22 protein-coding genes are annotated in these 20,891 nt (G+C 60.2%); 20 read left to right on the forward strand and 2 right to left on the reverse strand.

Annotation, left to right across the window (positions count from 1 at the left end):
• Nucleotides 1-12 precede the first annotated feature (12 nt).
• Nucleotides 13-3,264: a ribonuclease E gene (gene rne / locus C1X29_RS06215; protein WP_102717076.1), complete on the reverse strand. Its 3,252-nt coding sequence runs from the start codon at nt 3,262-3,264 to the stop codon at nt 13-15.
• 698 nt (nt 3,265-3,962) lie between these two features.
• Between rne and rluC the strand changes: the two genes are divergently transcribed.
• The 3 genes from rluC to sppA are packed head-to-tail and all read left to right on the forward strand — an operon-like array spanning nt 3,963 to nt 6,588.
• On the forward strand, nt 3,963-4,925 hold the full coding sequence (gene rluC / locus C1X29_RS06220) for a 23S rRNA pseudouridine(955/2504/2580) synthase RluC (RefSeq protein WP_007950779.1): 963 nt from the start codon (nt 3,963-3,965) through the stop codon (nt 4,923-4,925).
• Nucleotides 4,912-5,574 carry an HAD-IA family hydrolase gene (locus C1X29_RS06225; RefSeq protein ID WP_085607333.1) on the forward strand — a complete coding sequence of 221 codons (663 nt, stop codon included), beginning with the start codon at nt 4,912-4,914 and terminating at the stop codon, nt 5,572-5,574. Before rluC ends, C1X29_RS06225 begins: the two co-directional genes overlap by 14 nt.
• A 24-nt stretch (nt 5,575-5,598) precedes the next feature.
• The gene (gene sppA, locus C1X29_RS06230; protein ID WP_102686510.1) at nt 5,599-6,588 is read left to right on the forward strand and encodes a signal peptide peptidase SppA; all 990 of its coding nucleotides are present in this window, start codon (nt 5,599-5,601) and stop codon (nt 6,586-6,588) included.
• A 46-nt stretch (nt 6,589-6,634) separates the two neighbouring features.
• Here sppA and C1X29_RS06235 read toward each other — a convergent pair whose 3' ends face one another.
• Complete coding sequence (locus C1X29_RS06235; RefSeq protein WP_102717077.1) at nt 6,635-7,213, reverse strand: nucleoside triphosphate pyrophosphatase; 579 nt, start codon at nt 7,211-7,213, stop codon at nt 6,635-6,637.
• Nucleotides 7,214-7,319: 106 nt separating this feature from the next.
• Here C1X29_RS06235 and C1X29_RS06240 point away from each other — a divergent pair, with 106 nt between their 5' ends.
• The 17 genes from C1X29_RS06240 (at nt 7,320) to C1X29_RS06320 (ending at nt 20,887) form a co-directional block, all read left to right on the forward strand.
• Nucleotides 7,320-7,847, forward strand: a complete 528-nt coding sequence (locus C1X29_RS06240) for a YceD family protein (RefSeq protein ID WP_003204262.1) — start codon at nt 7,320-7,322, stop codon at nt 7,845-7,847.
• Between the two features lie 13 nt (nt 7,848-7,860).
• Nucleotides 7,861-8,043 (forward strand): 50S ribosomal protein L32, encoded by a 183-nt coding sequence (rpmF, locus tag C1X29_RS06245; protein WP_003179396.1) that lies wholly within the window; start codon nt 7,861-7,863, stop codon nt 8,041-8,043.
• 4 nt (nt 8,044-8,047) lie between these two features.
• Nucleotides 8,048-9,058: a phosphate acyltransferase PlsX gene (gene plsX / locus C1X29_RS06250; protein WP_074688106.1), complete on the forward strand. Its 1,011-nt coding sequence runs from the start codon at nt 8,048-8,050 to the stop codon at nt 9,056-9,058.
• Nucleotides 9,059-9,183: 125 nt separating this feature from the next.
• Entirely contained in the window at nt 9,184-10,122 is a 939-nt protein-coding gene (gene fabD, locus C1X29_RS06255; protein ID WP_102717078.1) for an ACP S-malonyltransferase, read from the forward strand.
• 16 nt (nt 10,123-10,138) lie between these two features.
• A complete protein-coding gene (gene fabG / locus C1X29_RS06260; protein ID WP_007950790.1) occupies nt 10,139-10,882 on the forward strand; it encodes a 3-oxoacyl-ACP reductase FabG in 744 nt (247 codons plus the stop codon).
• 196 nt (nt 10,883-11,078) lie between these two features.
• Nucleotides 11,079-11,315: an acyl carrier protein gene (acpP, locus tag C1X29_RS06265; RefSeq protein ID WP_003175607.1), complete on the forward strand. Its 237-nt coding sequence runs from the start codon at nt 11,079-11,081 to the stop codon at nt 11,313-11,315.
• Nucleotides 11,316-11,423: 108 nt separating this feature from the next.
• Entirely contained in the window at nt 11,424-12,668 is a 1,245-nt protein-coding gene (gene fabF / locus C1X29_RS06270) for a beta-ketoacyl-ACP synthase II (RefSeq protein ID WP_007908259.1), read from the forward strand.
• Nucleotides 12,668-13,483 (forward strand): aminodeoxychorismate lyase, encoded by an 816-nt coding sequence (pabC, locus tag C1X29_RS06275; RefSeq protein ID WP_102717079.1) that lies wholly within the window; start codon nt 12,668-12,670, stop codon nt 13,481-13,483. The genes fabF and pabC overlap by 1 nt, the downstream gene beginning before the upstream one ends.
• A gap of 3 nt (nt 13,484-13,486) precedes the next feature.
• Nucleotides 13,487-14,668, forward strand: a complete 1,182-nt coding sequence (gene mltG / locus C1X29_RS06280; protein ID WP_064383483.1) for an endolytic transglycosylase MltG — start codon at nt 13,487-13,489, stop codon at nt 14,666-14,668.
• Between the two features lie 19 nt (nt 14,669-14,687).
• Nucleotides 14,688-15,320, forward strand: a complete 633-nt coding sequence (tmk, locus tag C1X29_RS06285; protein WP_007950797.1) for a dTMP kinase — start codon at nt 14,688-14,690, stop codon at nt 15,318-15,320.
• Nucleotides 15,313-16,296 (forward strand): DNA polymerase III subunit delta', encoded by a 984-nt coding sequence (locus tag C1X29_RS06290; protein WP_085745056.1) that lies wholly within the window; start codon nt 15,313-15,315, stop codon nt 16,294-16,296. Before tmk ends, C1X29_RS06290 begins: the two co-directional genes overlap by 8 nt.
• Before the next feature lie 42 nt (nt 16,297-16,338).
• Nucleotides 16,339-16,695 carry a PilZ domain-containing protein gene (locus C1X29_RS06295; protein ID WP_007950801.1) on the forward strand — a complete coding sequence of 119 codons (357 nt, stop codon included), beginning with the start codon at nt 16,339-16,341 and terminating at the stop codon, nt 16,693-16,695.
• Between the two features lie 15 nt (nt 16,696-16,710).
• Nucleotides 16,711-17,496, forward strand: coding sequence for a TatD family hydrolase (locus C1X29_RS06300; protein ID WP_102717080.1), 786 nt, complete (start codon nt 16,711-16,713; stop codon nt 17,494-17,496).
• Nucleotides 17,497-17,837: 341 nt separating this feature from the next.
• Nucleotides 17,838-18,476 carry a TetR/AcrR family transcriptional regulator gene (locus C1X29_RS06305; protein WP_007950805.1) on the forward strand — a complete coding sequence of 213 codons (639 nt, stop codon included), beginning with the start codon at nt 17,838-17,840 and terminating at the stop codon, nt 18,474-18,476.
• Between the two features lie 138 nt (nt 18,477-18,614).
• Complete coding sequence (locus C1X29_RS06310; protein WP_102717081.1) at nt 18,615-19,583, forward strand: GTP 3',8-cyclase MoaA; 969 nt, start codon at nt 18,615-18,617, stop codon at nt 19,581-19,583.
• A 122-nt stretch (nt 19,584-19,705) separates the two neighbouring features.
• Nucleotides 19,706-20,311, forward strand: coding sequence for a DUF4823 domain-containing protein (locus tag C1X29_RS06315; protein ID WP_007950810.1), 606 nt, complete (start codon nt 19,706-19,708; stop codon nt 20,309-20,311).
• Nucleotides 20,312-20,326: 15 nt separating this feature from the next.
• A complete protein-coding gene (locus tag C1X29_RS06320; RefSeq protein ID WP_102717082.1) occupies nt 20,327-20,887 on the forward strand; it encodes a DUF1285 domain-containing protein in 561 nt (186 codons plus the stop codon).
• The last annotated feature ends 4 nt before the right edge of the window (nt 20,888-20,891 follow it).

The raw sequence follows: 20,891 nt of genomic DNA on the forward strand, positions 1-20,891 counted from the left end.
TGGCTTTTGGAATCAGACGAGAGGTTTAGGCTCGTGTTCTTTTTCCTGGGCCTCTTCGTGTTGCTCGACCGCTTCCTGAACGGAGCGTGGTGCTTCGGCAATCACGGCTTCAACGGCAGCTTCTTCAGCGACCGGGGCAGGAGCTGCCTCAACCACTTCGGCAACCACTGGCTCGGCAGCGACTGGAGCAGCAGCGGCAGCCAGTTCGGCTTCCTTCTGCAGACGCTCTTCTTCACGCTTGCGACGACGCACTTCACGCGGGTCGTTTGGTGCGCGGCCGCTTGGGGTCAGGGCGCTGACCGGCGCGACAACTGGAGACGCTTCAACTACCGGGGCAGGTGCTTCGGCGACAACTGGCGCTTCAACCACAGGGGCTTCAACGACCGGTGCCGGTTCGGCAACCACTACTGGCTCGGCAGTCTTGGCTTCTTCAACAACAGGTGCTTCAACCACTGGCGCTGGTGTTTCTGCGACAGCTGGCTCGGCGACCCAGTTGAATGCGGTCTGTTCTTCGCGAACTTCACGCACGGTTTCGGTCACGGTTTCTGCGACGGTTTCGACAACCGACTCTTCAACTACGGCTGGTGCTTGGAAGGTCACCGCTGGTTCGGCAGCCACTTCAGCTTGAGGCTGAGCTTCGCGAGCCGGAGCCACTTCGACTTCCGGAGCGGCAGCTACTTCTACCGGAGTGGTTGCTTCAACAACCGGCGCTTCTACTGGAGCAGTTTCCAGTGTTGCAGCGGTAGCGCGTTCAGCTTGCTCGTGGGCCTGAGCTTCAGCCGGAGCGCTGATCGCGGTGCTGGCAACCGCAGCGGTCACAGCCAGACCAGCAGCCAGATCGGCAGTGCTTGGCGCCTGGGTGTTTTCGCCGGACTCGGATTCTTCCGAACCTTCGATCACGTTGCCATTGGCATCACGCTGACGCTCGCGACGGTTGCTGCGACGACGCTGACCACGGGAGCGGCGGCGTGGACGATCGCCTTCGGCGTTCTCCGAACCGTCTTCCTGCAGTTGCTCTTCGTTGGTGGTGATTTCTTCTTCAGCGACGGCAGCAGCGGCCTGTTCGGCACGCGGTTGACGCTCTTCACGCGGAGGACGTGGCGCACGTTCTTCACGCGGCTGACGGGCCGGACGCTCTTCAGCGGTGGCGGCGGCAGCAACGGCCGGAGCGGCATCCAGAGGTTCGCGCAGTTCACGTACGCGTTCTTCACGCTCGCCACGCGGCTTGCGATCTTCACGTGGAGCACGTGGTGCACGTTCTTCACGAGGGGCGCGTGGTGCGCGTTCTTCGCGGGCTACCGGTGCTTCGTCACGGGATTCGCGCGGCTCGCGGACTTCACGTGGTTCGCGCGGCTGACGCTCTTCACGCGGCTCACGTGGGGCGCGCTCTTCACGCGGTGCACGTTCTTCGCGCGGCTTGCGTTCTTCATCGCGGCGACCGTTACGGTTGCGGCTCTGCTGACGACCGTTGCGACGCTCTTCGTTGCGGGCCGGACGCTCGGTGGCTGGTTTTTCAACCACAACCGGAGCTACAGGTTCTTCCTTGGTGGCGAACAGGCTGACCAGCGACTTCACCAGGCCTTTGAACAGGCTTGGCTCTGGCGCGGCAACCGGAGCAGGTGCCGGGGCCGGAGCGGCGACTTCGGTCGGAACCGGAGCGTTGGCGCGGGCCGGAGCGGTCTTGACGGCGGCTTCCTGGCGCACCAGGGTGCGGGTCGCGGCGGCTGGCTGGACGTCTTCGACGTCGGCGGCAGCGGCAGCGATTTCGTAGCTGGACTGGTTGGTCGCGGCTTCCGGGCTGTCGTCACGCAGACGCTGAACTTCGAAATGCGGGGTTTCGAGGTGATCGTTCGGCAGGATGACGATGCGGGCGCGGGTGCGCAGTTCGATCTTGGTGATCGAGTTGCGTTTTTCGTTGAGCAGGAACGCGGCCACCGGGATCGGCACTTGAGCGCGAACTTCGGCGGTGCGGTCTTTCAGGGCTTCTTCTTCGATCAGGCGCAGGATCGCCAGGGACAGCGATTCGACGTCACGGATGATGCCGGTGCCGCTGCAACGCGGGCAGACGATGCCGCTGCTTTCGCCGAGCGAAGGACGCAGGCGCTGACGGGACATTTCCAGCAGGCCGAAGCGCGAGATGCGACCGATCTGCACGCGGGCGCGGTCGGCTTCCAGGCATTCGCGGACTTTCTCTTCCACGGCGCGCTGGTTCTTGGCAGGGGTCATGTCGATGAAGTCGATGACGATCAGGCCGCCGATGTCGCGCAGGCGCAACTGACGGGCGATTTCTTCAGCCGCTTCAAGGTTGGTCTGCAGGGCGGTTTCTTCGATGTCGCTGCCTTTGGTGGCGCGCGCCGAGTTGATGTCGATGGACACCAGGGCTTCGGTCGGATCGATGACGATGGAGCCGCCGGACGGCAGTTCAACGACGCGCTGGAAAGCGGTCTCGATCTGGCTTTCGATCTGGAAACGGTTGAACAGCGGAACGCTGTCTTCGTAAAGCTTGATCTTGCTGGCGTACTGCGGCATCACCTGGCGAATGAAGGTCAGGGCTTCGTCCTGGGCTTCAACGCTGTCGATCAGCACTTCGCCGATGTCCTGGCGCAGGTAATCGCGGATGGCGCGGATGATGACGTTGCTTTCCTGGTAGATCAGGAACGGCGCGGAACGATCCAGCGAGGCTTCTTTGATGGCGGTCCAGAGTTGCAGCAGGTAATCGAGGTCCCACTGCATTTCTTCGCTGCTGCGGCCCAGGCCTGCAGTGCGCACGATCAGACCCATGTCGGCCGGAGCGACCAGACCGTTCAGCGCTTCACGCAGTTCGTTGCGCTCTTCGCCTTCGATGCGACGGGAGATGCCGCCGGCACGCGGGTTGTTCGGCATCAGAACGAGGTAACGACCGGCCAGGCTGATGAAGGTGGTCAGGGCTGCGCCCTTGTTGCCACGTTCTTCTTTTTCGACCTGAACGATGACTTCCTGGCCTTCGCTCAGGACGTCCTTGATGTTGACGCGGCCTTCAGGGGCTTTCTTGAAGTATTCGCGGGAGATTTCTTTGAGGGGCAGGAAGCCGTGGCGCTCGGAGCCGAAATCGACAAAGGCAGCCTCAAGGCTTGGTTCGATGCGAGTGATGCGGCCTTTATAGATGTTGGCCTTTTTCTGCTCGCGTGCACCGGATTCGATGTCCAGGTCGTAGAGGCGCTGGCCATCTACCAGTGCAACACGCAACTCTTCGGGTTGAGTTGCGTTAATCAGCATTCTTTTCATGTAGTACCGTCGGTTTCCGGGCTGCCGGAAACGGCGTTCGGCACACACGACTTCTCACGGTCGGTGTCAGGTGCGTCGGGAGTGGTTGGCCATTCCCGTGTCCAGCGATGTCCGGCCAATTGGGCCGTTATCGCGACGTACGCGTCCTGCTTGCTGTGGCTACTTAAGCACTCAGTCAGGAGGAGGAATCAACCGGTGGCTGTGGACGAGATGAAGCGTCTTGATAAAACCTGTTGCTACACAGTCCAGCGGTTGTGCATCTCCACCCTACACGTATCCCTGATAATTCGGGTGCTGCCGCGCGCAGAATCCGCAGCGGGTTGGCATTTACCGTGAGCTCCGAAAGGGGAGGTCACGCATCATGGCTAATTCAGGCGGTGTTTCCGGAGTCTTCGCTCGGGGTCATCCGCGGCTGACTGCACTTTGTGAACTGGCCGTGAATATGGCTCGCGTGGCGAGTCAAAACTCTGCTTTGCGGCGTGATTCAGGCCTCATGTCACCTGCGCTTGTTACAGCTGCAAACTCCACCGTTACGTAGCAAAAGCCCCGTAGGACGGCCTCGCGTCCTGGTGAATTGCGTTGGTCAGGGCCGGTTTTTGACCGTGGTTCCGCTGTCCAGGCCGCTTTTGGCGGCGTTCGCGACTATAGCAGCAATGATTAAGTGCTTCAATTCCATAAAAATTGTTATCATCGGCGCCATGACGACTACTGCCCCTTCGACTCCAGGCGTTCAATTGCTTGAGGTCTCGCCGGAATATGCCGGCCAACGAATCGACAATTTCCTCCTCGCCCGGCTCAAAGGCGTGCCCAAGACCTTGATTTACCGCATTTTGCGCAAAGGCGAAGTGCGTGTGAACAAAGGTCGGATCAAGCCCGAATACAAGCTGCAGGCCGGCGACATCGTGCGCGTGCCGCCTGTTCGTGTGCCTGAGCGTGACGAGCCGGTGCCTTTGGCCCAAGGCCTGTTGCAGCGCTTGGAAGCCTCGATTGTCTACGAAGACAAGGCCCTGATCGTGATCAACAAGCCCGCCGGCATTGCGGTTCACGGTGGCAGCGGCCTGAATTACGGCGTTATCGAAGCCTTTCGTCAGTTGCGCCCCGATGCCAAGGAGCTGGAACTGGTTCACCGTCTCGATCGCGACACCTCCGGCCTGCTGATGATCGCCAAGAAGCGCAGCATGTTGCGCCACTTGCATGCCGCGTTGCGCGGTGACGGTGTCGACAAGCGTTACATGGCACTGGTTCGCGGCAATTGGGCGACCTCGATCAAGCAAGTCCGTGCGGCGCTCGGCAAGAGCAATCTGCGCTCCGGGGAGCGCATGGTCGAGGTCGACGAGGAGGAGGGCAAGGAGTCTGTGACCGTGTTCAAGGTCCTGCGTCGCTTTGGCGATTTTGCCACTTTGATCGAAGCCAAGCCGATCACCGGTCGCACGCACCAGATCCGCGTCCATACGTTGCACGCAGGGCACTGCATTGCCGGTGACACCAAGTACGGCGATGATGGTTTCAGTAAGGAAATCCGTGATCTGGGCGGCAAGCGCCTGTTCCTGCACGCGTACATGCTGACCGTGCCGCTGCCCGATGGCGGTGAGCTCAAGTTGCAGGCACCGGTCGATGAAATGTGGGCCAAGACTGTGGAGCGATTGAGTGCGCCCATCTGATTACAAGCTGCTGATTTTCGATTGGGACGGCACGCTGGCCGACTCCATACATCGGATTGTCGAGGCGATGCACTCGGCGTCCGGGCGCTCCGGTTTCGAGCTGCGTGATGACTTTGCCGTCAAAGGCATTATCGGTTTGGGCTTGCCCGAGGCGATCCGTACGCTGTATCCCGAAATCAGCGATGCCGAAATGACCTTGTTTCGCGAGTATTACGCCGATCACTACATCGCTGCAGAAGCCGTGCCTTCGCCGTTGTTCGAAGGCGTAGTCGAGTCGATGGCGTCCTTTCGCGAGCAGGGCTATCACCTGGCTGTCGCGACCGGCAAGAATCGTCGCGGTCTGGATCGGGTGCTCAAGGCCAATGGCTGGGAAGATTATTTCGATATCACCCGCGCTGCCGATGAAACTGCGAGCAAGCCGCACCCTCTGATGCTGGAGCAGATACTCGCTCACTGCGGTGTGCGTGCCGAACAGGCGTTGATGGTCGGCGATTCGTCCTTCGACCTGCTGATGGCGCGCAATGCGGGGATGGATTCGGTGGCGGTCAGTTATGGCGCGCAATCGATCGAATCACTGCAGCAGTTCGAGCCGCGACTGTCGATCGACCATTTTTCCGAATTGCACGCCTGGCTGGGGCAGCAGGCTTAATACGTTTTTGCTGGGGTGGATGGCATGACCGACGAATGGAAAGCACCGGCCAAGGCAACTGCCGACGACGGTGATGCGAAAAGCTGGAAGCTGCTGGAAAAGACTCTGCTGGCCGGCGTGCAGGAGCAGCGTCGTTCGCGGCGCTGGGGCATCTTCTTCAAGTTGCTGACCTTTGTTTATCTGTTTGTTGCGCTGATTCTGTTCACGCCGTTGATGGATATGGAGAAAAGCGCTACGCGCAGCTCCAACTACACCGCGTTGATCGACGTCACCGGCATGATCGCCGACAAAGAGCCTGCCAGCGCCGACAACATCGTCGGCAGCCTGCGTGCAGCGTTCGAAGATAAGAAGGTCAAAGGCGTAATCCTGCGCATCAACAGCCCGGGCGGCAGTCCGGTGCAGTCGGGTTATGTGTATGACGAAATCAAGCGCCTGCGTGGCCTGCACCCCGACACCAAGCTGTACGCGGTGATTTCGGACCTGGGCGCTTCCGGTGCCTATTACATCGCCAGTGCGGCGGATCAGATCTACGCCGACAAGGCCAGTCTGGTGGGTTCCATTGGTGTGACGGCGGCCGGTTACGGGTTTGTCGGCACGATGGAGAAGCTTGGCGTCGAGCGTCGCACTTACACTTCTGGCGAGCACAAGGCGTTCCTCGATCCGTTCCAGCCGCAAAAGCCGGAAGAGACCGCGTTTTGGCAAAGTGTGCTGGATACCACGCACAAGCAGTTCATCAACAGCGTCAAGCAGGGGCGTGGTGATCGCCTGAAGGACAAGGAGCATCCGGAGCTGTTCTCCGGGCTGGTCTGGTCTGGCGAGCAGGCCCTGCCGCTGGGGTTGATCGATGGTCTGGGCAATGCCAGCTCGGTGGCGCGTGACGTGATTGGCGAAAAAGAACTGGTGGACTTCACCGTTCAGGAATCGCCGTTCGATCGCTTCTCGAAGAAGCTCGGCGCCAGCGTTGCCGAGAAACTGGCAATGTGGATGGGTTTCAACGGCCCGTCGTTGCGCTGATCGAATGCTGCAAGAAAAACCGGCCTGAGGGCCGGTTTTTTGTGGGTCAGGGAATCTCTACGCCTTCCGTCAACAGCATGTCGATCAGGCGAATCAGTGGCAGGCCGATCAGGCTAGTAGCGTCCGGGCCTTCGGTGGATTGAAACAGGCTCACGCCCAGTCCCTCGGCCTTGAAGCTGCCGGCGCAGTCGTAGGGCTGCTCGGCGCGCAGATAGCGCTCGACGCGGGCCTGATCCAGTACGCGCATGTGCACGGTGAAAGGCACGCAGTCGACTTGGCAGTGGCCCGTCTGGCTGTTGAGCAGGGCCAGGCCGGTGAGGAAGGTCACGCTGGCGCCGCTGGCGGCCATCAGTTGTTCGCGGGCGTTTTCGAAGGTGTGCGGCTTGCCGATGATGCGCTCGCCGAGTACCGCAACCTGATCGGAGCCGATGATCAAGTGAGCGGGGTGGCTGTCGGCCAGGGCGCGGGCTTTCTGTTCGGCGAGGCGTTTGACCAGCTCGATTGCCGACTCGTCCGGGCGATGGCTTTCATCGATATCCGGTGAGCTGCAGACGAACGGCAGGCGCAGGCGGCTGAGCAATTCCCGACGATAGGTCGAGCTTGAAGCGAGTAATAAAGGCAGCATTCGCATCTCCAGAGGCAGGCGACAGATTCTAGCGGAGGCGCGCAAGTGACGGACAGGGCACAATTTCCTTTGACATGGGTGGGTGCATCCCTATAATGCTGCGCCTATGTTGAATGACCCGATTCCACCTCACGTTGACCCGCGCAAATTGGCTGACCGTGGCACCACCCTTCAAGGTGAACTGCTGCTGGCCGATTTGAAGAGACTCTGCGACCCGCTTTCCGACGATGTCGGTACGGTGCAGGCAAAATTCGTTTTTGAACGAGATGAACGTAAATCTGTGGTGATCCACAGCTTTATCGACACTGAAGTCAAAATGGTTTGCCAGCGTTGTCTTGAGCTGGTCACCCTGCCGATCCACAGCGAATGCAGTTACGCTGTTGTGAAGGAGGGTGCGAATACCCAGTCGTTACCGAAAGGTTATGACGTGCTGGAACTGGGCGAAGATCCATTGGATCTGCAGTCACTGATCGAGGAGGAGCTTCTGCTCGCCTTGCCCATTGTGCCTGCTCATCATCCGGAAGAATGCCAGCAGCCGGCGGGAGCAGATGAGCCCGAACCGAGCGAGGACGAGGTAACGCGGTCCAACCCGTTCAGTGTATTGGCGCAGTTAAAGCGTGACCCAAACGTTTAGGAGTTAATCAATTATGGCTGTTCAGCAGAACAAAAAATCCCGCTCTGCCCGTGACATGCGCCGTTCGCACGACGCTCTCGAGGCTAGCACCCTGTCTGTAGAAAAAACCACTGGTGAAGTTCACCTGCGTCACCACGTATCGCCAGAAGGCGTATACCGTGGCCGTAAAGTGATCGACAAGGGCGCTGACGAGTAATCACTTGTCCGCTCAAGTCATCGCGATTGACGCAATGGGCGGGGACTTCGGTCCCCGCAGCATTGTTCAGGCCAGCCTTGCTTGCCTTTCTGCTACGCCCTCGCTGCACCTGACCCTCGTCGGTCAACCCTCCCTTCTTGAAGAACTGATCACCGGCCAATCGGCTGCCGATCGCGCGCGCCTGACGATTGTTCCGGCGTCCGAAGTCATCACCATGGACGAAAAACCTGCTCAGGCCCTGCGTGGCAAGCCGGACTCGTCGATGCGTGTCGCTCTCGAATTGCTGCGTGACGGCAAGGTTCAGGCCTGTGTCAGTGCCGGCAATACCGGTGCCTTGATGGCGCTGTCGCGATTTGTGCTCAAGACCCTGCCGGGGATTGATCGTCCGGCCATGGTCGCCGCGATCCCTACTCAGAAGGGCTATTGCCAGTTGCTTGATCTGGGCGCCAACGTCGATTGCAGTGCCGAGCATCTGTTGCAGTTCGCCGTGATGGGTTCCGTGGCGGCGCAAACGCTGGGTATCGCTCGCCCGCGTGTCGCGCTGCTGAATATCGGCACCGAAGACATCAAGGGCAATCAGCAGGTCAAGCTTGCTGCGACGTTGCTGCAGGCTGCCCGGGGCATCAATTACATCGGCTTCATCGAAGGTGACGGTTTGTATCGCGGCGAGGCGGACGTGGTGGTTTGCGATGGTTTTGTCGGCAATATTCTGCTCAAGTCCAGCGAAGGCCTGGCGACCATGATCGCTGCGCGCATCGAGGCTTTGTTCAAGAAAAACCTCGCCTCCCGCGCTGTCGGCGCTCTGGCGTTGCCATTGATGAAGCGTCTGCAGGCTGATCTGGCACCGGCGCGACATAACGGCGCAAGCTTCCTCGGTTTGCAGGGCATTGTCGTGAAAAGTCACGGTTCGGCCGGGGTTCAGGGATTTCAGAGTGCCATTCAGCGAGCGCTGATCGAGATTCAGGAGAATCTTCCCGAACGCCTGCACGGCCGTCTGGAGGATTTGTTGTCTTAGGCGTTTTCGTCGGACAATGCTTAAATGTGACCGCCCGGTTCAAAGGGCCATCCAACTGTCAGTTTCTTGCGTCCCTCTAGCGGGATGCCATTTTTCCGACGACAAGATCATTAGGGGCTTGTTACATGTCTGCTTCCCTCGCATTCGTCTTTCCAGGACAGGGTTCGCAGTCCCTCGGCATGCTGGCCGAGCTGGGCGCGCAACATCCACTGATCCTCGAAACTTTCAAAGAAGCATCCGATGCTCTGGGCTACGACCTGTGGGCGCTGACCCAGCAGGGCCCGGAAGAGCTGCTCAATCAAACCGATAAAACCCAACCGGCCATTCTGACCGCTTCGATCGCCCTGTGGCGTCTGTGGCTGGCGGAAGGTGGTGCGCGTCCGGCCTTCGTTGCCGGTCACAGCCTGGGTGAATACAGCGCGCTGGTCGCTGCCGGCAGCCTGAGCCTTGCCGATGCGGTAAAACTCGTTGAGCGCCGTGGCCAGCTGATGCAGGAAGCTGTTCCGGCCGGGCAGGGCGGCATGGCTGCCATCCTCGGTCTGGAAGATGCTGACGTGCTGGCAGCCTGTGCCGAAGCGGCGCAAGGCGAAGTGGTCAGCGCGGTGAACTTCAACTCCCCGGGTCAGGTGGTGATCGCCGGTGCCAAGGCTGCCGTTGAGCGCGCCATTGAAGGCTGCAAGACCCGTGGCGCCAAGCGCGCCATGCCGCTGCCGGTCAGCGTGCCTTCGCACTGCGAGCTGATGCGTCCGGCTGCCGAGCGCTTCGCCGAGTCCATCGCTGCCATCGACTGGCAGGCACCGCAGATCCCTGTGGTACAGAACGTCAGCGCTCAGGTGCCGGCGGATCTGGAAACCCTCAAGCGTGATCTGCTGGAGCAACTCTACAAGCCGGTCCGCTGGGTCGAGTCCGTACAGACCCTGGCCGCCAAAGGTGCGACCAATCTGGTCGAGTGCGGCCCTGGCAAGGTGCTGGCCGGTCTGAACAAACGTTGCGCCGAAGGCGTTTCGACTTCCAACCTCAATACCCCAGACGCTTTTGCTGCTGCTCGCGCAGTGGCTGTCTGAATCAGGAGAAGCTTGCATGAGTCTGCAAGGTAAAGTTGCACTGGTCACCGGCGCAAGCCGTGGCATCGGCCAGGCTATCGCACTGGAACTGGGTCGTCAGGGCGCCATCGTTGTTGGCACCGCGACTTCCGCTTCGGGCGCCGAGCGTATTGCTGCGACCCTGAAGGAAAACGGCATCCAGGGCGCAGGTTTCGAACTGAACGTCACCAGCGACGAATCGGTCACCAAAGTGTTGGCGAGCATCCAGGAGCAGTTCGGTGCGCCGGTGGCGATTCTGGTCAACAATGCCGGCATCACCCGCGATAACCTGATGATGCGCATGAAAGACGACGAGTGGTACGACGTGATCGATACCAACCTGAACAGTCTGTATCGCCTGTCCAAGGGCGTTCTGCGCGGCATGACCAAGGCGCGTTGGGGCCGAATTATCAGTATTGGCTCGGTGGTGGGTGCCATGGGCAACGCTGGCCAAGTAAACTATGCAGCCGCCAAGGCCGGTCTGGAAGGTTTCAGCCGTGCCATGGCGCGTGAAGTCGGTTCGCGTTCGATTACGGTCAACTCGGTAACCCCAGGGTTCATCGACACCGATATGACTCGCGAGCTGCCTGAAGCACAGCGTGAAGCCTTGCAGACGCAGATTCCGCTGGGCCGTCTGGGACAAGCTCAAGAGATCGCGTCCGTGGTCGCTTTTCTTGCATCCGACGGTGCGGCATACGTGACCGGGGCTACAATCCCGGTTAACGGCGGGATGTACATGTAATTCAAATGTGACGGATTGCTTCAAAAAAATGTCATACGAGCTGTCTAAAATCCGTTATAAAGCTGCAATCTATTTATAGGCAGAGGGCCGCAGGGTTTGAGGAGTGAAGCTTTCAGTTGAAAAGCTGAAAAGTCTTTCTATACACTTACCCACTGGCCAGCTGCCTGAATTTGTCCATTAGGAGTGAAAACAAGGTATGAGCACCATCGAAGAGCGCGTCAAGAAAATCGTTGCCGAGCAACTGGGTGTTAAAGAAGAAGAAGTGGTCAACACCGCTTCCTTCGTAGAAGACCTGGGTGCCGACTCCCTTGACACCGTTGAGCTGGTGATGGCTCTGGAAGAGGAATTCGAGACCGAAATCCCTGACGAAGAAGCTGAGAAGATCACTACTGTACAAGCTGCAATCGACTACGTTACTAGCCACCAGGCGTAATAGTTTGTAATCGTTGCTTGCTGTCATGGAAAAACCGCACTGCCATCATGGCGTGCGGTTTTTTCTTTAGGCCTGATGCAAAGTCGTCATTTGAAAAAGGAGAGTGCTGTGTCGCGTAGACGCGTCGTAGTCACCGGTATGGGTATGTTGTCGCCACTGGGCACGGATGTGCCGAGCAGTTGGCAGGGCATTCTGGCTGGCCGCAGTGGCATTGGTCTGATCGAACACACCGACCTTTCTGCCTATTCCACCCGCTTTGGCGGCTCGGTAAAGGGCTTCAATGTCGAGGAATACCTGTCGGTCAAGGAAGCGCGCAAGCTCGACCTGTTCATTCAGTACGGTCTGGCGGCCGGCTTTCAAGCCGTACGCAATGCCGGTCTGGAAGTCACCGATGCCAACCGTGAACGCATTGGCGTGGCCATGGGTTCGGGTATCGGCGGTCTGACCAACATCGAAGAAACCAGCCGCACGCTGCACGAGACTGGCCCGCGCCGGATTTCTCCGTTCTTTGTGCCTGGCTCGATCATCAATATGATTTCCGGTTTCCTGTCCATCCACCTGGGTGCACAGGGGCCTAACTACGCCATCGCCACAGCGTGTACCACCGGTACGCACTGCATCGGCATGGCGGCGCGCAACATCATGTACGACGAAGCCGACGTGATGATTGCCGGCGGTGCCGAAATGGCCGCGTGCGGTCTGGGCATGGGTGGCTTTGGTGCTTCCCGTGCGCTGTCGACCCGCAACGACGAGCCGACCCGCGCCAGCCGTCCGTGGGACAAGGGCCGTGACGGCTTCGTGCTGTCCGACGGCGCCGGCGCCCTGGTGCTTGAAGAGCTCGAGCACGCCAAGGCCCGTGGCGCGACCATCTACGCCGAGCTGATCGGTTTCGGCACCAGTGGCGACGCCTTCCACATGACTTCGCCACCCGCCGACGGCGCTGGTGCCGCGCGCTGCATCACCAACGCGCTGCGCGATGCGAAGATCAACGTCGATCAAGTGCAATACATCAACGCCCACGGCACTTCGACCCCGGCCGGTGACCTCGCTGAAGCCAACGCGATCAAGTCGGTGTTCGGTGATCACGCCTACAAGCTGGCAGTCAGCTCCACCAAGTCCATGACCGGTCACCTGCTGGGTGCGGCGGGCGCGGTCGAGGCGATCTTCAGCGTGCTGGCGATCAACAGCCAGGTGGCGCCACCAACCATCAACCTCGATGAGCCGGACGAAGGCTGCGACCTCGATTTCGTGCCGCACACCGCGCGCAACATGGATATCGATGTCGTGCTGTCCAATTCGTTCGGGTTCGGCGGCACCAACGGCACGTTGGCGTTCCGTCGGTTCGCCGGCTGATGGACTGCTGGGTCGACGGTCTGCCGGCTGACGCTCTGTCGCTGAAAGATCGCGGCCTGGCTTACGGCGACGGCCTGTTCGAGACCATCGCCGTGCGTAGCGGTCAACCGTTGCTGCTGGATCGGCATCTGACGCGTCTGGCCGACGGCTGTGCGCGTCTGGCCATCGCAGCCGACATCGAGCGGGTTCGCCATGAGCTGCAATCCTATGCCGCCGCGATGGGCGAGGGCGTGCTCAAACTCATCCTCACCCGTGGCGACGGATTGCGCGGTTATGCGCCGGATCCTTCAGCGCAGGGGCGACGCATTCTGCAAGGCAATCCTCCCGCGGCTTATCCAGCGGCTCACGCCGAGCAGGGCGTTCGCCTGTTTCCGTGCAGCACGCGCCTGTCCAGGCAGCCGTTGCTCGCCGGGCTCAAACACCTCAATCGACTGGAACAGGTCATTGCCCGCGCCGAATGGCATGACAGTGAACACGCCGAAGGTTTGATGCTCGATCAGGCCGGTCGGGTGATCGAAGGCGTGTTCAGCAATCTGTTCCTGGTGCGTGACGGTGTGCTGATCACGGCGGACCTGAAACGCTGCGGCGTGGCCGGGGTGATGCGCGCAGAAATATTGTTTCAGGCAGAGTCCCTGGGCATCCCCGTGCAAATCACCGACATCCCCCTCGAACAGCTGCAATGGGCCGATGAAGTCTTTGTCTGCAACAGCGTGTATGGCGTCTGGCCGGTACGCGCCTGTGCTGCTCTGAGCTGGCCGGTTGGCCCGCTCACCCGTAAACTGCAAACCATTGCCCGCGCGCTACTGGATGCCTGATTCGTGAGACGTAAACTTTTGCTGCTGCTGGAAACCGGACTGGTTCTGGCAGGGCTGCTGTTGGGCGCCAGCGCCTGGAAGATTCATTCGGCACTGGAACAGCCCCTGAACATCACGCAGGAAGAACTGCTGGATGTGCCAAAGGGATCAACCCCGACCCGTACTTTTCTTGGACTCGAAGCCGATGGCGTCATCAAGGACGCGTTCTGGCTGCGGGTCTATTGGCGTTTCAACCTCGCCGGCACGCCGATTCACAGCGGTGAATACCGCATGCAGCCGGGCATGACCGTCAACGGCCTGATCGACCTGTGGAAGCGCGGCGATGTGGTTCAGTACAGCCTGACCCTGGTCGAAGGCTGGAATTTCCATCAAGTGCGCGCCGCGCTGGCCAAAGATGAAAAGATCGAGCAGACCCTCAACGGCCTGAGCGACAGTGATGTGATGGCCAAAATCGGTCACAAGGGCCTGTTCCCTGAAGGCCGCTTCTTCCCCGATACCTACCGCTTCGTGCGCGGCGTGACCGATACCGAACTGCTGAAAAAGGCTTTCGACCGTCTCGACGAAGTGCTGGCCAAGGAGTGGGAAAAACGCTCCGCCGACGTGCCTTACACCGAGCCCTATCAGGCGCTGATCATGGCGTCGCTGGTGGAGAAGGAAACCGGCGTGCCTCAGGAACGTGGCCAGATTGCCGGCGTCTTTGTACGTCGCATGGCGCTGGGCATGCAGCTGCAGACCGATCCGACGGTGATCTACGGCCTGGGTGACCGCTACAACGGCAAGCTGACTCGTGCGCATCTCAAGGAAGCCACGCCGTACAACACGTACATGATTCCCGGCCTGCCGCCGACGCCGATCGCCATGGTCGGACGTGAAGCCATTCACGCCGCACTCAACCCGGTGGATGGCACCAGCCTCTACTTTGTTGCCCGTGGCGATGGCAGTCACGTGTTCTCCGATGATCTGGACGCGCACAACAATGCGGTGCGCGAGTACCAGCTCAAGCGGCGCGCGGATTACCGCTCGAGCCCGGCGCCGACGACTGCGCCCGAAACCGCTCCGGCAGCCGAGGAGGCGATACCTGCCGCCTCTCCCGACACTGCACCGGAGTCGTTGCCGCAGCCGCCTGCTCAAGAGCCTGCGCCGACGCCGGAACCGGAAGCCTCCGCTCCCCAAAACACGCAATGACTTTGATTAAGGACTGCCTGTGACTGGCTTGTTTATTACCCTGGAAGGCCCGGAAGGCGCCGGCAAAAGCACCAACCGCGAATACCTCGCCGAGCGCCTGCGCGCCGCCGGTATTGAAGTGGTGCTGACCCGCGAGCCCGGCGGTACGCCGCTGGCCGAGCGCATTCGTGAGGTGTTGCTGGCCCCGGTCGACGAAGTGATGAATCCGGACACCGAGCTGTTGCTGGTGTTCGCCGCCCGTGCCCAGCATCTGGCTGAAGTCATTCGACCGGCACTGGCCCGTGGTGCGGTCGTGCTGTGTGACCGTTTCACCGATTCGACTTACGCCTATCAGGGTGGCGGTCGTGGCTTGTCGCTGGAGCGCATCGCGGCGCTGGAGACTTTCGTGCAGGGCGACTTGCGTCCCGACCTGACGCTGATTTTCGATCTGCCGGTGGAAATCGGTTTGGCCCGCGCCAGTGCTCGTGGACGTCTGGATCGTTTCGAGCTGGAAGGCCGTGAGTTTTTCGAGGCCGTACGCAGTGCTTTCCTCAAGCGCGCCGAAGCCGATCCGGCGCGTTACGTGCGGATCGACGCCGGTCAGCCGTTGGCCAAGGTTCAACAATCGCTGGATACCCTGATTCCGAATTTGCTGGAGCTGAGCCGTGGCTGAGGCCTATCCGTGGCAGGACAGCCTCTGGCAGCAACTGGCCGGTCGCACTCAGCATGCCCACGCGTATCTGCTGCACGGGCCGGCCGGGATCGGCAAGCGCGCGCTGGCCGAGCGACTGATGGCCAGCCTGCTGTGCCAGCGTCCGACGCCTGAAGCCTGCGGCGAGTGCAAATCCTGTCTGCTGCTCAAGGCCGGCAGCCACCCGGACAATTACATCCTCGAACCGGAGGAAGCGGACAAGGCGATCAAGGTCGACCAGGTGCGTGATCTGGTCAGTTTCGTGGTGCAGACCGCACAACTGGGCGGGCGCAAGGTGGTGCTGATCGAACCGGTGGAGTCGATGAACATCAACGCCGCCAACGCCTTGCTCAAGAGCCTTGAGGAGCCGTCCGGCGATACCGTGCTGCTGCTGGTCAGCCACCAGCCGAGCCGGTTGTTGCCGACCATCAAGAGCCGCTGCGTGCAGCAGGCCTGTCCGCTGCCGAGCGAATCCATGAGCCTGCAATGGCTGGCTCAGGCATTGCCGGAATGTTCCGAAGACGAACGGGTCGAACTGTTGACCCTGGCCGCCGGCTCGCCGTTGGCTGCCGTCACGTTGCAGGGGCAGGGCGTGCGTGAACAGCGTTCGCAGGTTGTCGAAGGCGTGAAGAAGCTGCTCAAGCAGCAGCAATCGCCGACGCAACTGGCCGAGGAGTGGAAAAACATTCCGATGCTGCGGCTGTTCGACTGGTTCTGCGACTGGTCGAGCCTGATCCTGCGCTATCAATTGACCCAGGATGAAGCAGGCCTTGGCCTGACCGATATGCGCAAGGTCGTGCAGTACCTGGCGCAGAAAAGTGCTCAGCCTAAAGTGCTGGATATTCAGGACTGGATCCTCGCCCAGCGTCAGAAAGTCCTGAGCAAGGCCAACCTCAATGCGGCGTTGCTGCTGGAAGCGTTGCTGGTGCAATGGGCGAGCTTGCCTGGTCAAAGATAAGAATGTGTACCTAGACTCTGAACATCAGCAGTGGAGGTCAACATGAATGAACCTGTCAGCCCGGGGCCGCGTAACGGCATCTTGTCCCTGACCATCAAGGACAAGTCGGTCCTTTACGCCGCCTACATGCCGTTCATCAAGAACGGTGGCCTGTTCATCCCGACCAACAAGAGCTACAAGTTGGGCGACGAGGTGTTCATGCTGCTGAACCTGATGGACGAGGCGGAGAAGATTCCGGTGGCCGGCAAAGTGGCCTGGATCACCCCCAAAGGCGCCCAGGGTAACCGCGCAGCCGGCGTCGGCGTGCAATTCAACGATGGCGACAACACCGCGCGCAGTCGCATCGAAACTCATCTGGCCGGAGCCCTGAAGTCCGACCGTCCCACTCATACGATGTAAGTTGCAGTCCTTTTTATGCTCGTAGATTCCCATTGTCACCTTGATCGCCTCGACCTCGCCGCTCACGACGGTTCCCTGGATGCCGCGCTGGATGCGGCCCGTCAGCGCGGGGTCGGACACTTCCTGTGCATCGGCGTTAGCGCCGACAACGCGGCCGACGTCAAAGCCCTCGCTGAGCGTTACGACGATGTCGATTGCTCGGTTGGCGTGCATCCGCTGGATGTGCAGCCGGGCGCGGCGCCGGCGCTGGACTGGCTGGTGCACGAGCTCAATCACCCGAAAGTGGTGGCGATCGGCGAAACCGGTCTGGACTACCACTACGAGCCGGAAGCCGCCGAACTGCAGCAGGAATCGTTCCGTCTGCACCTGCAAGCAGCACAGCAGACTGGCAAACCGGTGATCATCCACACCCGTGGCGCCCGTGCCGATACGCTCGAGCTGCTGCGCGAAGCCGCGCTGCCCCAGGCCGGTGTGTTGCATTGCTTCACCGAAGACTGGGACATGGCCAAGGCGGCGCTGGACATGGGTTATTACATTTCCCTGTCGGGCATCGTCACCTTCCGCAATGCCGATGCGCTGCGCGATGTGGCGAGCAAGGTTCCGGCCGATCGCCTGCTGGTGGAAACCGATTCGCCGTATCTGGCGCCGATCCCGTATCGCGGCAAACCGAACCTGCCGCAATACGTGCGGGAAGTGGCAGAGTTTCTGGCGATGCTGCGCGGCGAGAACTACGAGCGCTTTGCCGAGCAGACCACCGAGAACTTCAAGCGACTGTTTCCGCTGGCGCATGTAAAAGCCTGAATCGCAGGCAAAAAAAACCCGGGTTCTGGGGGGTGAATCCGGGTTAAGACCATTAGGAGTAAAACAAAGGCACGCGGTCCCTTGGTACCTTTACCGGCGCGACACTTGGGGGAGATGTCGCCCGACAGTTCAAGTATTGATCAGTCTGGCGCCGAGTCCAGTTGGCCGGCCGGGGTTTTTAAACAAATTTGGAATACGTTCGCTTCGGTTATGTTCTCATTCCCCCCGAAACGTTCGTGAAATGAACAAGAAACACAGATATGGTCGGATGATCCGTGCATTTTTGCGCAAGTTAGGCATAATACGCGGCTTCGAATTTTGACCCCTACAGACCTTTTCTTATGCACAAAGAACCTCGTAAGGTCCGTGAGTTTCGTCGCCGCGAGCAAGAAATTCTCGATACCGCGCTCAAGCTGTTCCTCGAACAAGGTGAAGACAGTGTCACCGTCGAGATGATTGCTGATGCCGTGGGTATCGGCAAAGGCACGATCTACAAGCACTTCAAGTCCAAGGCCGAAATCTATCTGCGCCTGATGCTCGATTACGAGCGCGACTTGAACGAGCTGTTGCACTCGGCCGATGTCGACAAGGACAAGGAAGCGCTGTCCCGTGCCTACTTTGAATTCCGCATGCGCGACCCGCAGCGCTATCGCCTGTTCGATCGCCTGGAAGAGAAGGTGGTCAAGGGCAATCAGGTGCCCGAGATGGTCGAGGAGCTGCACAAGATCCGTGCCTCGAACTTCGAACGCCTGACGCTGCTCATCAAGGGCCGCATCAGCGAAGGCAAGCTCGAAGACGTCCCGCCGTACTTCCACTACTGCGCATCCTGGGCGCTGGTGCACGGCGCGGTGGCGCTGTATCACTCGCCGTTCTGGAGCAATGTGCTGGAAGATCAGGAAGGTTTCTTCCAGTTCCTGATGGACATCGGTGTGCGCATGGGCAACAAGCGCAAGCGCGACCCTGAAACGCCAAGCAGCTGAATCATTCAGTTGCCTTATGCGCCGTGTTTTTCGCTACATGGCGCAGTACCGCAGGAATATACTCAGGCATAGGGCTTGCTAAAACTTGAATTGTGAGTCAAGTTTTAGCCGCTCGATTTTCCATCGCCGGAGTGCTTCATGATCGTTGACCGTCAAGGCAGGCGTTTTCGCAATTTGCGGATCAGTCTGACTTCAGCCTGCAATTACGCCTGTACCTACTGCGTGCCCAACGGCAAGCGGCTGGTGGCTGCGCAGGATGAATTGTCGGCCGAGGCCATGGCACGCGGCGTGGCTTATCTGATCGAAGCCGCGGGTATCGAGCGCCTGCGCATCACTGGTGGCGAGCCGCTGGTCAGCCCCAAACTCGAATCGTTCATGAGCGCCGTCGGCAGGATGGGCCTGGAAGACATCAGCCTGACCACCAACGGTCAACTTCTGGCGAAAAAACTTCCGCTGCTGGTCGATGCCGGCCTGCGACGCCTCAACGTTTCCCTCGATACCCTGGACGCCGGCGCGTTCCGCAGCATTGCCCGTGGCGGCGATCTGGCCACCGTGCTGGATGGCATGGATCAGGCGGCAGCGGCGGGGATGAAGATCAAGGTCAACATGGTGCCGTTGCGCGGGCAAAACCTCGACCAGGTGATGCCGCTGCTCGATTACTGCCTCGAGCGCGGCTTCGAGCTGCGTTTCATCGAGCTGATGCGCATGGGCCACCTGGCCACTGATTCCAACGCCTTCCTGCAACAGTTCGTCAGCCTGCAACAGCTGCTTAGCCTGATCGGCGAACATTACGAGTACGCGCAAACCGACGCGCCGGTGGACGCCACGGCGGTTCGCTATGCGATTCCTGGTAGGGGCAACTTCGGCGTTATCGCCAACGAAAGTGTGCCGTTCTGCCGAACCTGCTCGCGCCTGCGTCTGTCGTCCACCGGATGGCTGCATGGCTGCCTGTCGTCGAGCAACCGTCACTACGTCGGTGACCTGCTCGACAAACCACGTCACGAGGCGCTGCCGGCGTTGCAGCGACTGCTGGTCAAGGCGTTGGGCGACAAGCAGGAAGTCGCGTTCTCCGGGGGCGCCACCGTCATGAAGATCATCGGCGGCTGAACCCGGTTTAGCCACGAAGTCTTATTTCAAAGCGGATACCTGCACATTTCCAAGGACTGGCGCAAAAGCTGCATCCTACGGCCATTCGCCGGTTTTCCGTCACCGGCTTCTGGAGGATTAGGATGCGTAGCCTGGTTTTGCTGCTGGCCGTTTTGGCGCTGGGCGGCTGTATGACTGTCAGTGACATGGCCGAAGGGACTCGCTACCAGATGAGCGACGCTGGGCTGCTGGATCACAGCGACAGCCGTCGCGTAAACAATTTCCGCATTCAGCCGGATTCGTTCATCTACATTGCGCAAGGCTCGTTCGCGCCGCCGGGTGGTTCTTACCCGCGGCCCAACGTAGTGGCTGAAGAGGCCTTCAAAGGCTTCGTCGAGTACTTCCCGATGGTCCGCCGCGCCCGTGCGCCGGAAGGCCTCGATCAGGCGATGGGCGAAGCCCGCGACGCCGGTGCCCACTACCTGCTGTACACCCGTTTCGCCAAGGCCGACGACCGCATCGGCAACTCCGATGAGTGGCTGGATCAGGAAGCCGTGGATCGCCTCGGTATCGACGGCGGCGTGATTCAGATCATGTTGATCGAGACCAGCACCCAGTATTTGATTGATACTGCACGGATCAAGAGTCGTGGCGGTTTACTGACGTTCCACGACAACAAGCCCGAAGACCTGATCGGCCCACCGCTTGCGCAGTACGCGCGCAGCCTGCTGGGCGTCGGGGACCAGTAATTCAAGGAGTACGCCATGAGTGGCCCGCAAAAAGCCAATGACCTGCTGGGGCAAATCCCCAAAACCAAAGGCTTGCCGCCGGTGCACTTGTGGAATCCGGATTTCTGCGGCGACATCGACATGCGCATCGCCCGTGACGGCACCTGGTACTACCTGGGCACGCCGATCGGGCGCAAGCCAATGGTCAAGCTGTTCTCCACCATCATCCGCCGCGACGGCGATGATTATTTCCTGATTACTCCAGTGGAGAAAGTCGGAATCAAGGTCGATGACGCGCCATTTGTGGCAATTGCCGTCGAGGTGGAAGGCGAGGGAGAGGCGCAGTTGCTGCGCTTTACCACCAATGTCGATGAAATCACCGAGGCCGGCGCGGAGCATCCGATCCGCGTCGAGATCGATCCGACAACGCAAGAACCCGCGCCCTATGTGCATGTGCGCACCAATCTCGAAGCGCTGATCCACCGCAACGTGTTCTACCAATTGGTGGAGCTGGCAGTCAGCCGTGAAATCGATGGGCAGCGTTGGCTGGGCGTCTGGAGTGGCGGCGAGTTCTTCCGCATCGGCCTCGAACCTTAAGACA

It is taken from the genome of Pseudomonas sp. GW456-12-10-14-LB2 (assembly GCF_002884345.1).
In the GTDB taxonomy this organism is placed as follows: domain Bacteria; phylum Pseudomonadota; class Gammaproteobacteria; order Pseudomonadales; family Pseudomonadaceae; genus Aquipseudomonas; species Aquipseudomonas paraglycinae.

Bases quoted from the DNA above. Each gene is read 5' to 3' on its own strand.
- rluC (WP_007950779.1), top strand. From the start codon at position 3,963: ATGACGACTACTGCCCCTTCGACTCCAGGCGTTCAATTGCTTGAGGTC.
- fabD (WP_102717078.1), top strand. From the start codon at position 9,184: ATGTCTGCTTCCCTCGCATTCGTCTTTCCAGGACAGGGTTCGCAGTCC.
- C1X29_RS06310 (WP_102717081.1), top strand. From the start codon at position 18,615: ATGATCGTTGACCGTCAAGGCAGGCGTTTTCGCAATTTGCGGATCAGT.
- C1X29_RS06320 (WP_102717082.1), top strand. From the start codon at position 20,327: ATGAGTGGCCCGCAAAAAGCCAATGACCTGCTGGGGCAAATCCCCAAA.
- C1X29_RS06315 (WP_007950810.1), top strand. From the start codon at position 19,706: ATGCGTAGCCTGGTTTTGCTGCTGGCCGTTTTGGCGCTGGGCGGCTGT.
- sppA (WP_102686510.1), top strand. From the start codon at position 5,599: ATGACCGACGAATGGAAAGCACCGGCCAAGGCAACTGCCGACGACGGT.
- rpmF (WP_003179396.1), top strand. From the start codon at position 7,861: ATGGCTGTTCAGCAGAACAAAAAATCCCGCTCTGCCCGTGACATGCGC.
- C1X29_RS06240 (WP_003204262.1), top strand. From the start codon at position 7,320: ATGTTGAATGACCCGATTCCACCTCACGTTGACCCGCGCAAATTGGCT.
- acpP (WP_003175607.1), top strand. From the start codon at position 11,079: ATGAGCACCATCGAAGAGCGCGTCAAGAAAATCGTTGCCGAGCAACTG.
- C1X29_RS06300 (WP_102717080.1), top strand. From the start codon at position 16,711: ATGCTCGTAGATTCCCATTGTCACCTTGATCGCCTCGACCTCGCCGCT.
- fabG (WP_007950790.1), top strand. From the start codon at position 10,139: ATGAGTCTGCAAGGTAAAGTTGCACTGGTCACCGGCGCAAGCCGTGGC.
- C1X29_RS06305 (WP_007950805.1), top strand. From the start codon at position 17,838: ATGCACAAAGAACCTCGTAAGGTCCGTGAGTTTCGTCGCCGCGAGCAA.
- C1X29_RS06295 (WP_007950801.1), top strand. From the start codon at position 16,339: ATGAATGAACCTGTCAGCCCGGGGCCGCGTAACGGCATCTTGTCCCTG.
- pabC (WP_102717079.1), top strand. From the start codon at position 12,668: ATGGACTGCTGGGTCGACGGTCTGCCGGCTGACGCTCTGTCGCTGAAA.
- C1X29_RS06235 (WP_102717077.1), bottom strand. From the start codon at position 7,213: ATGCTGCCTTTATTACTCGCTTCAAGCTCGACCTATCGTCGGGAATTG.
- rne (WP_102717076.1), bottom strand. From the start codon at position 3,264: ATGAAAAGAATGCTGATTAACGCAACTCAACCCGAAGAGTTGCGTGTT.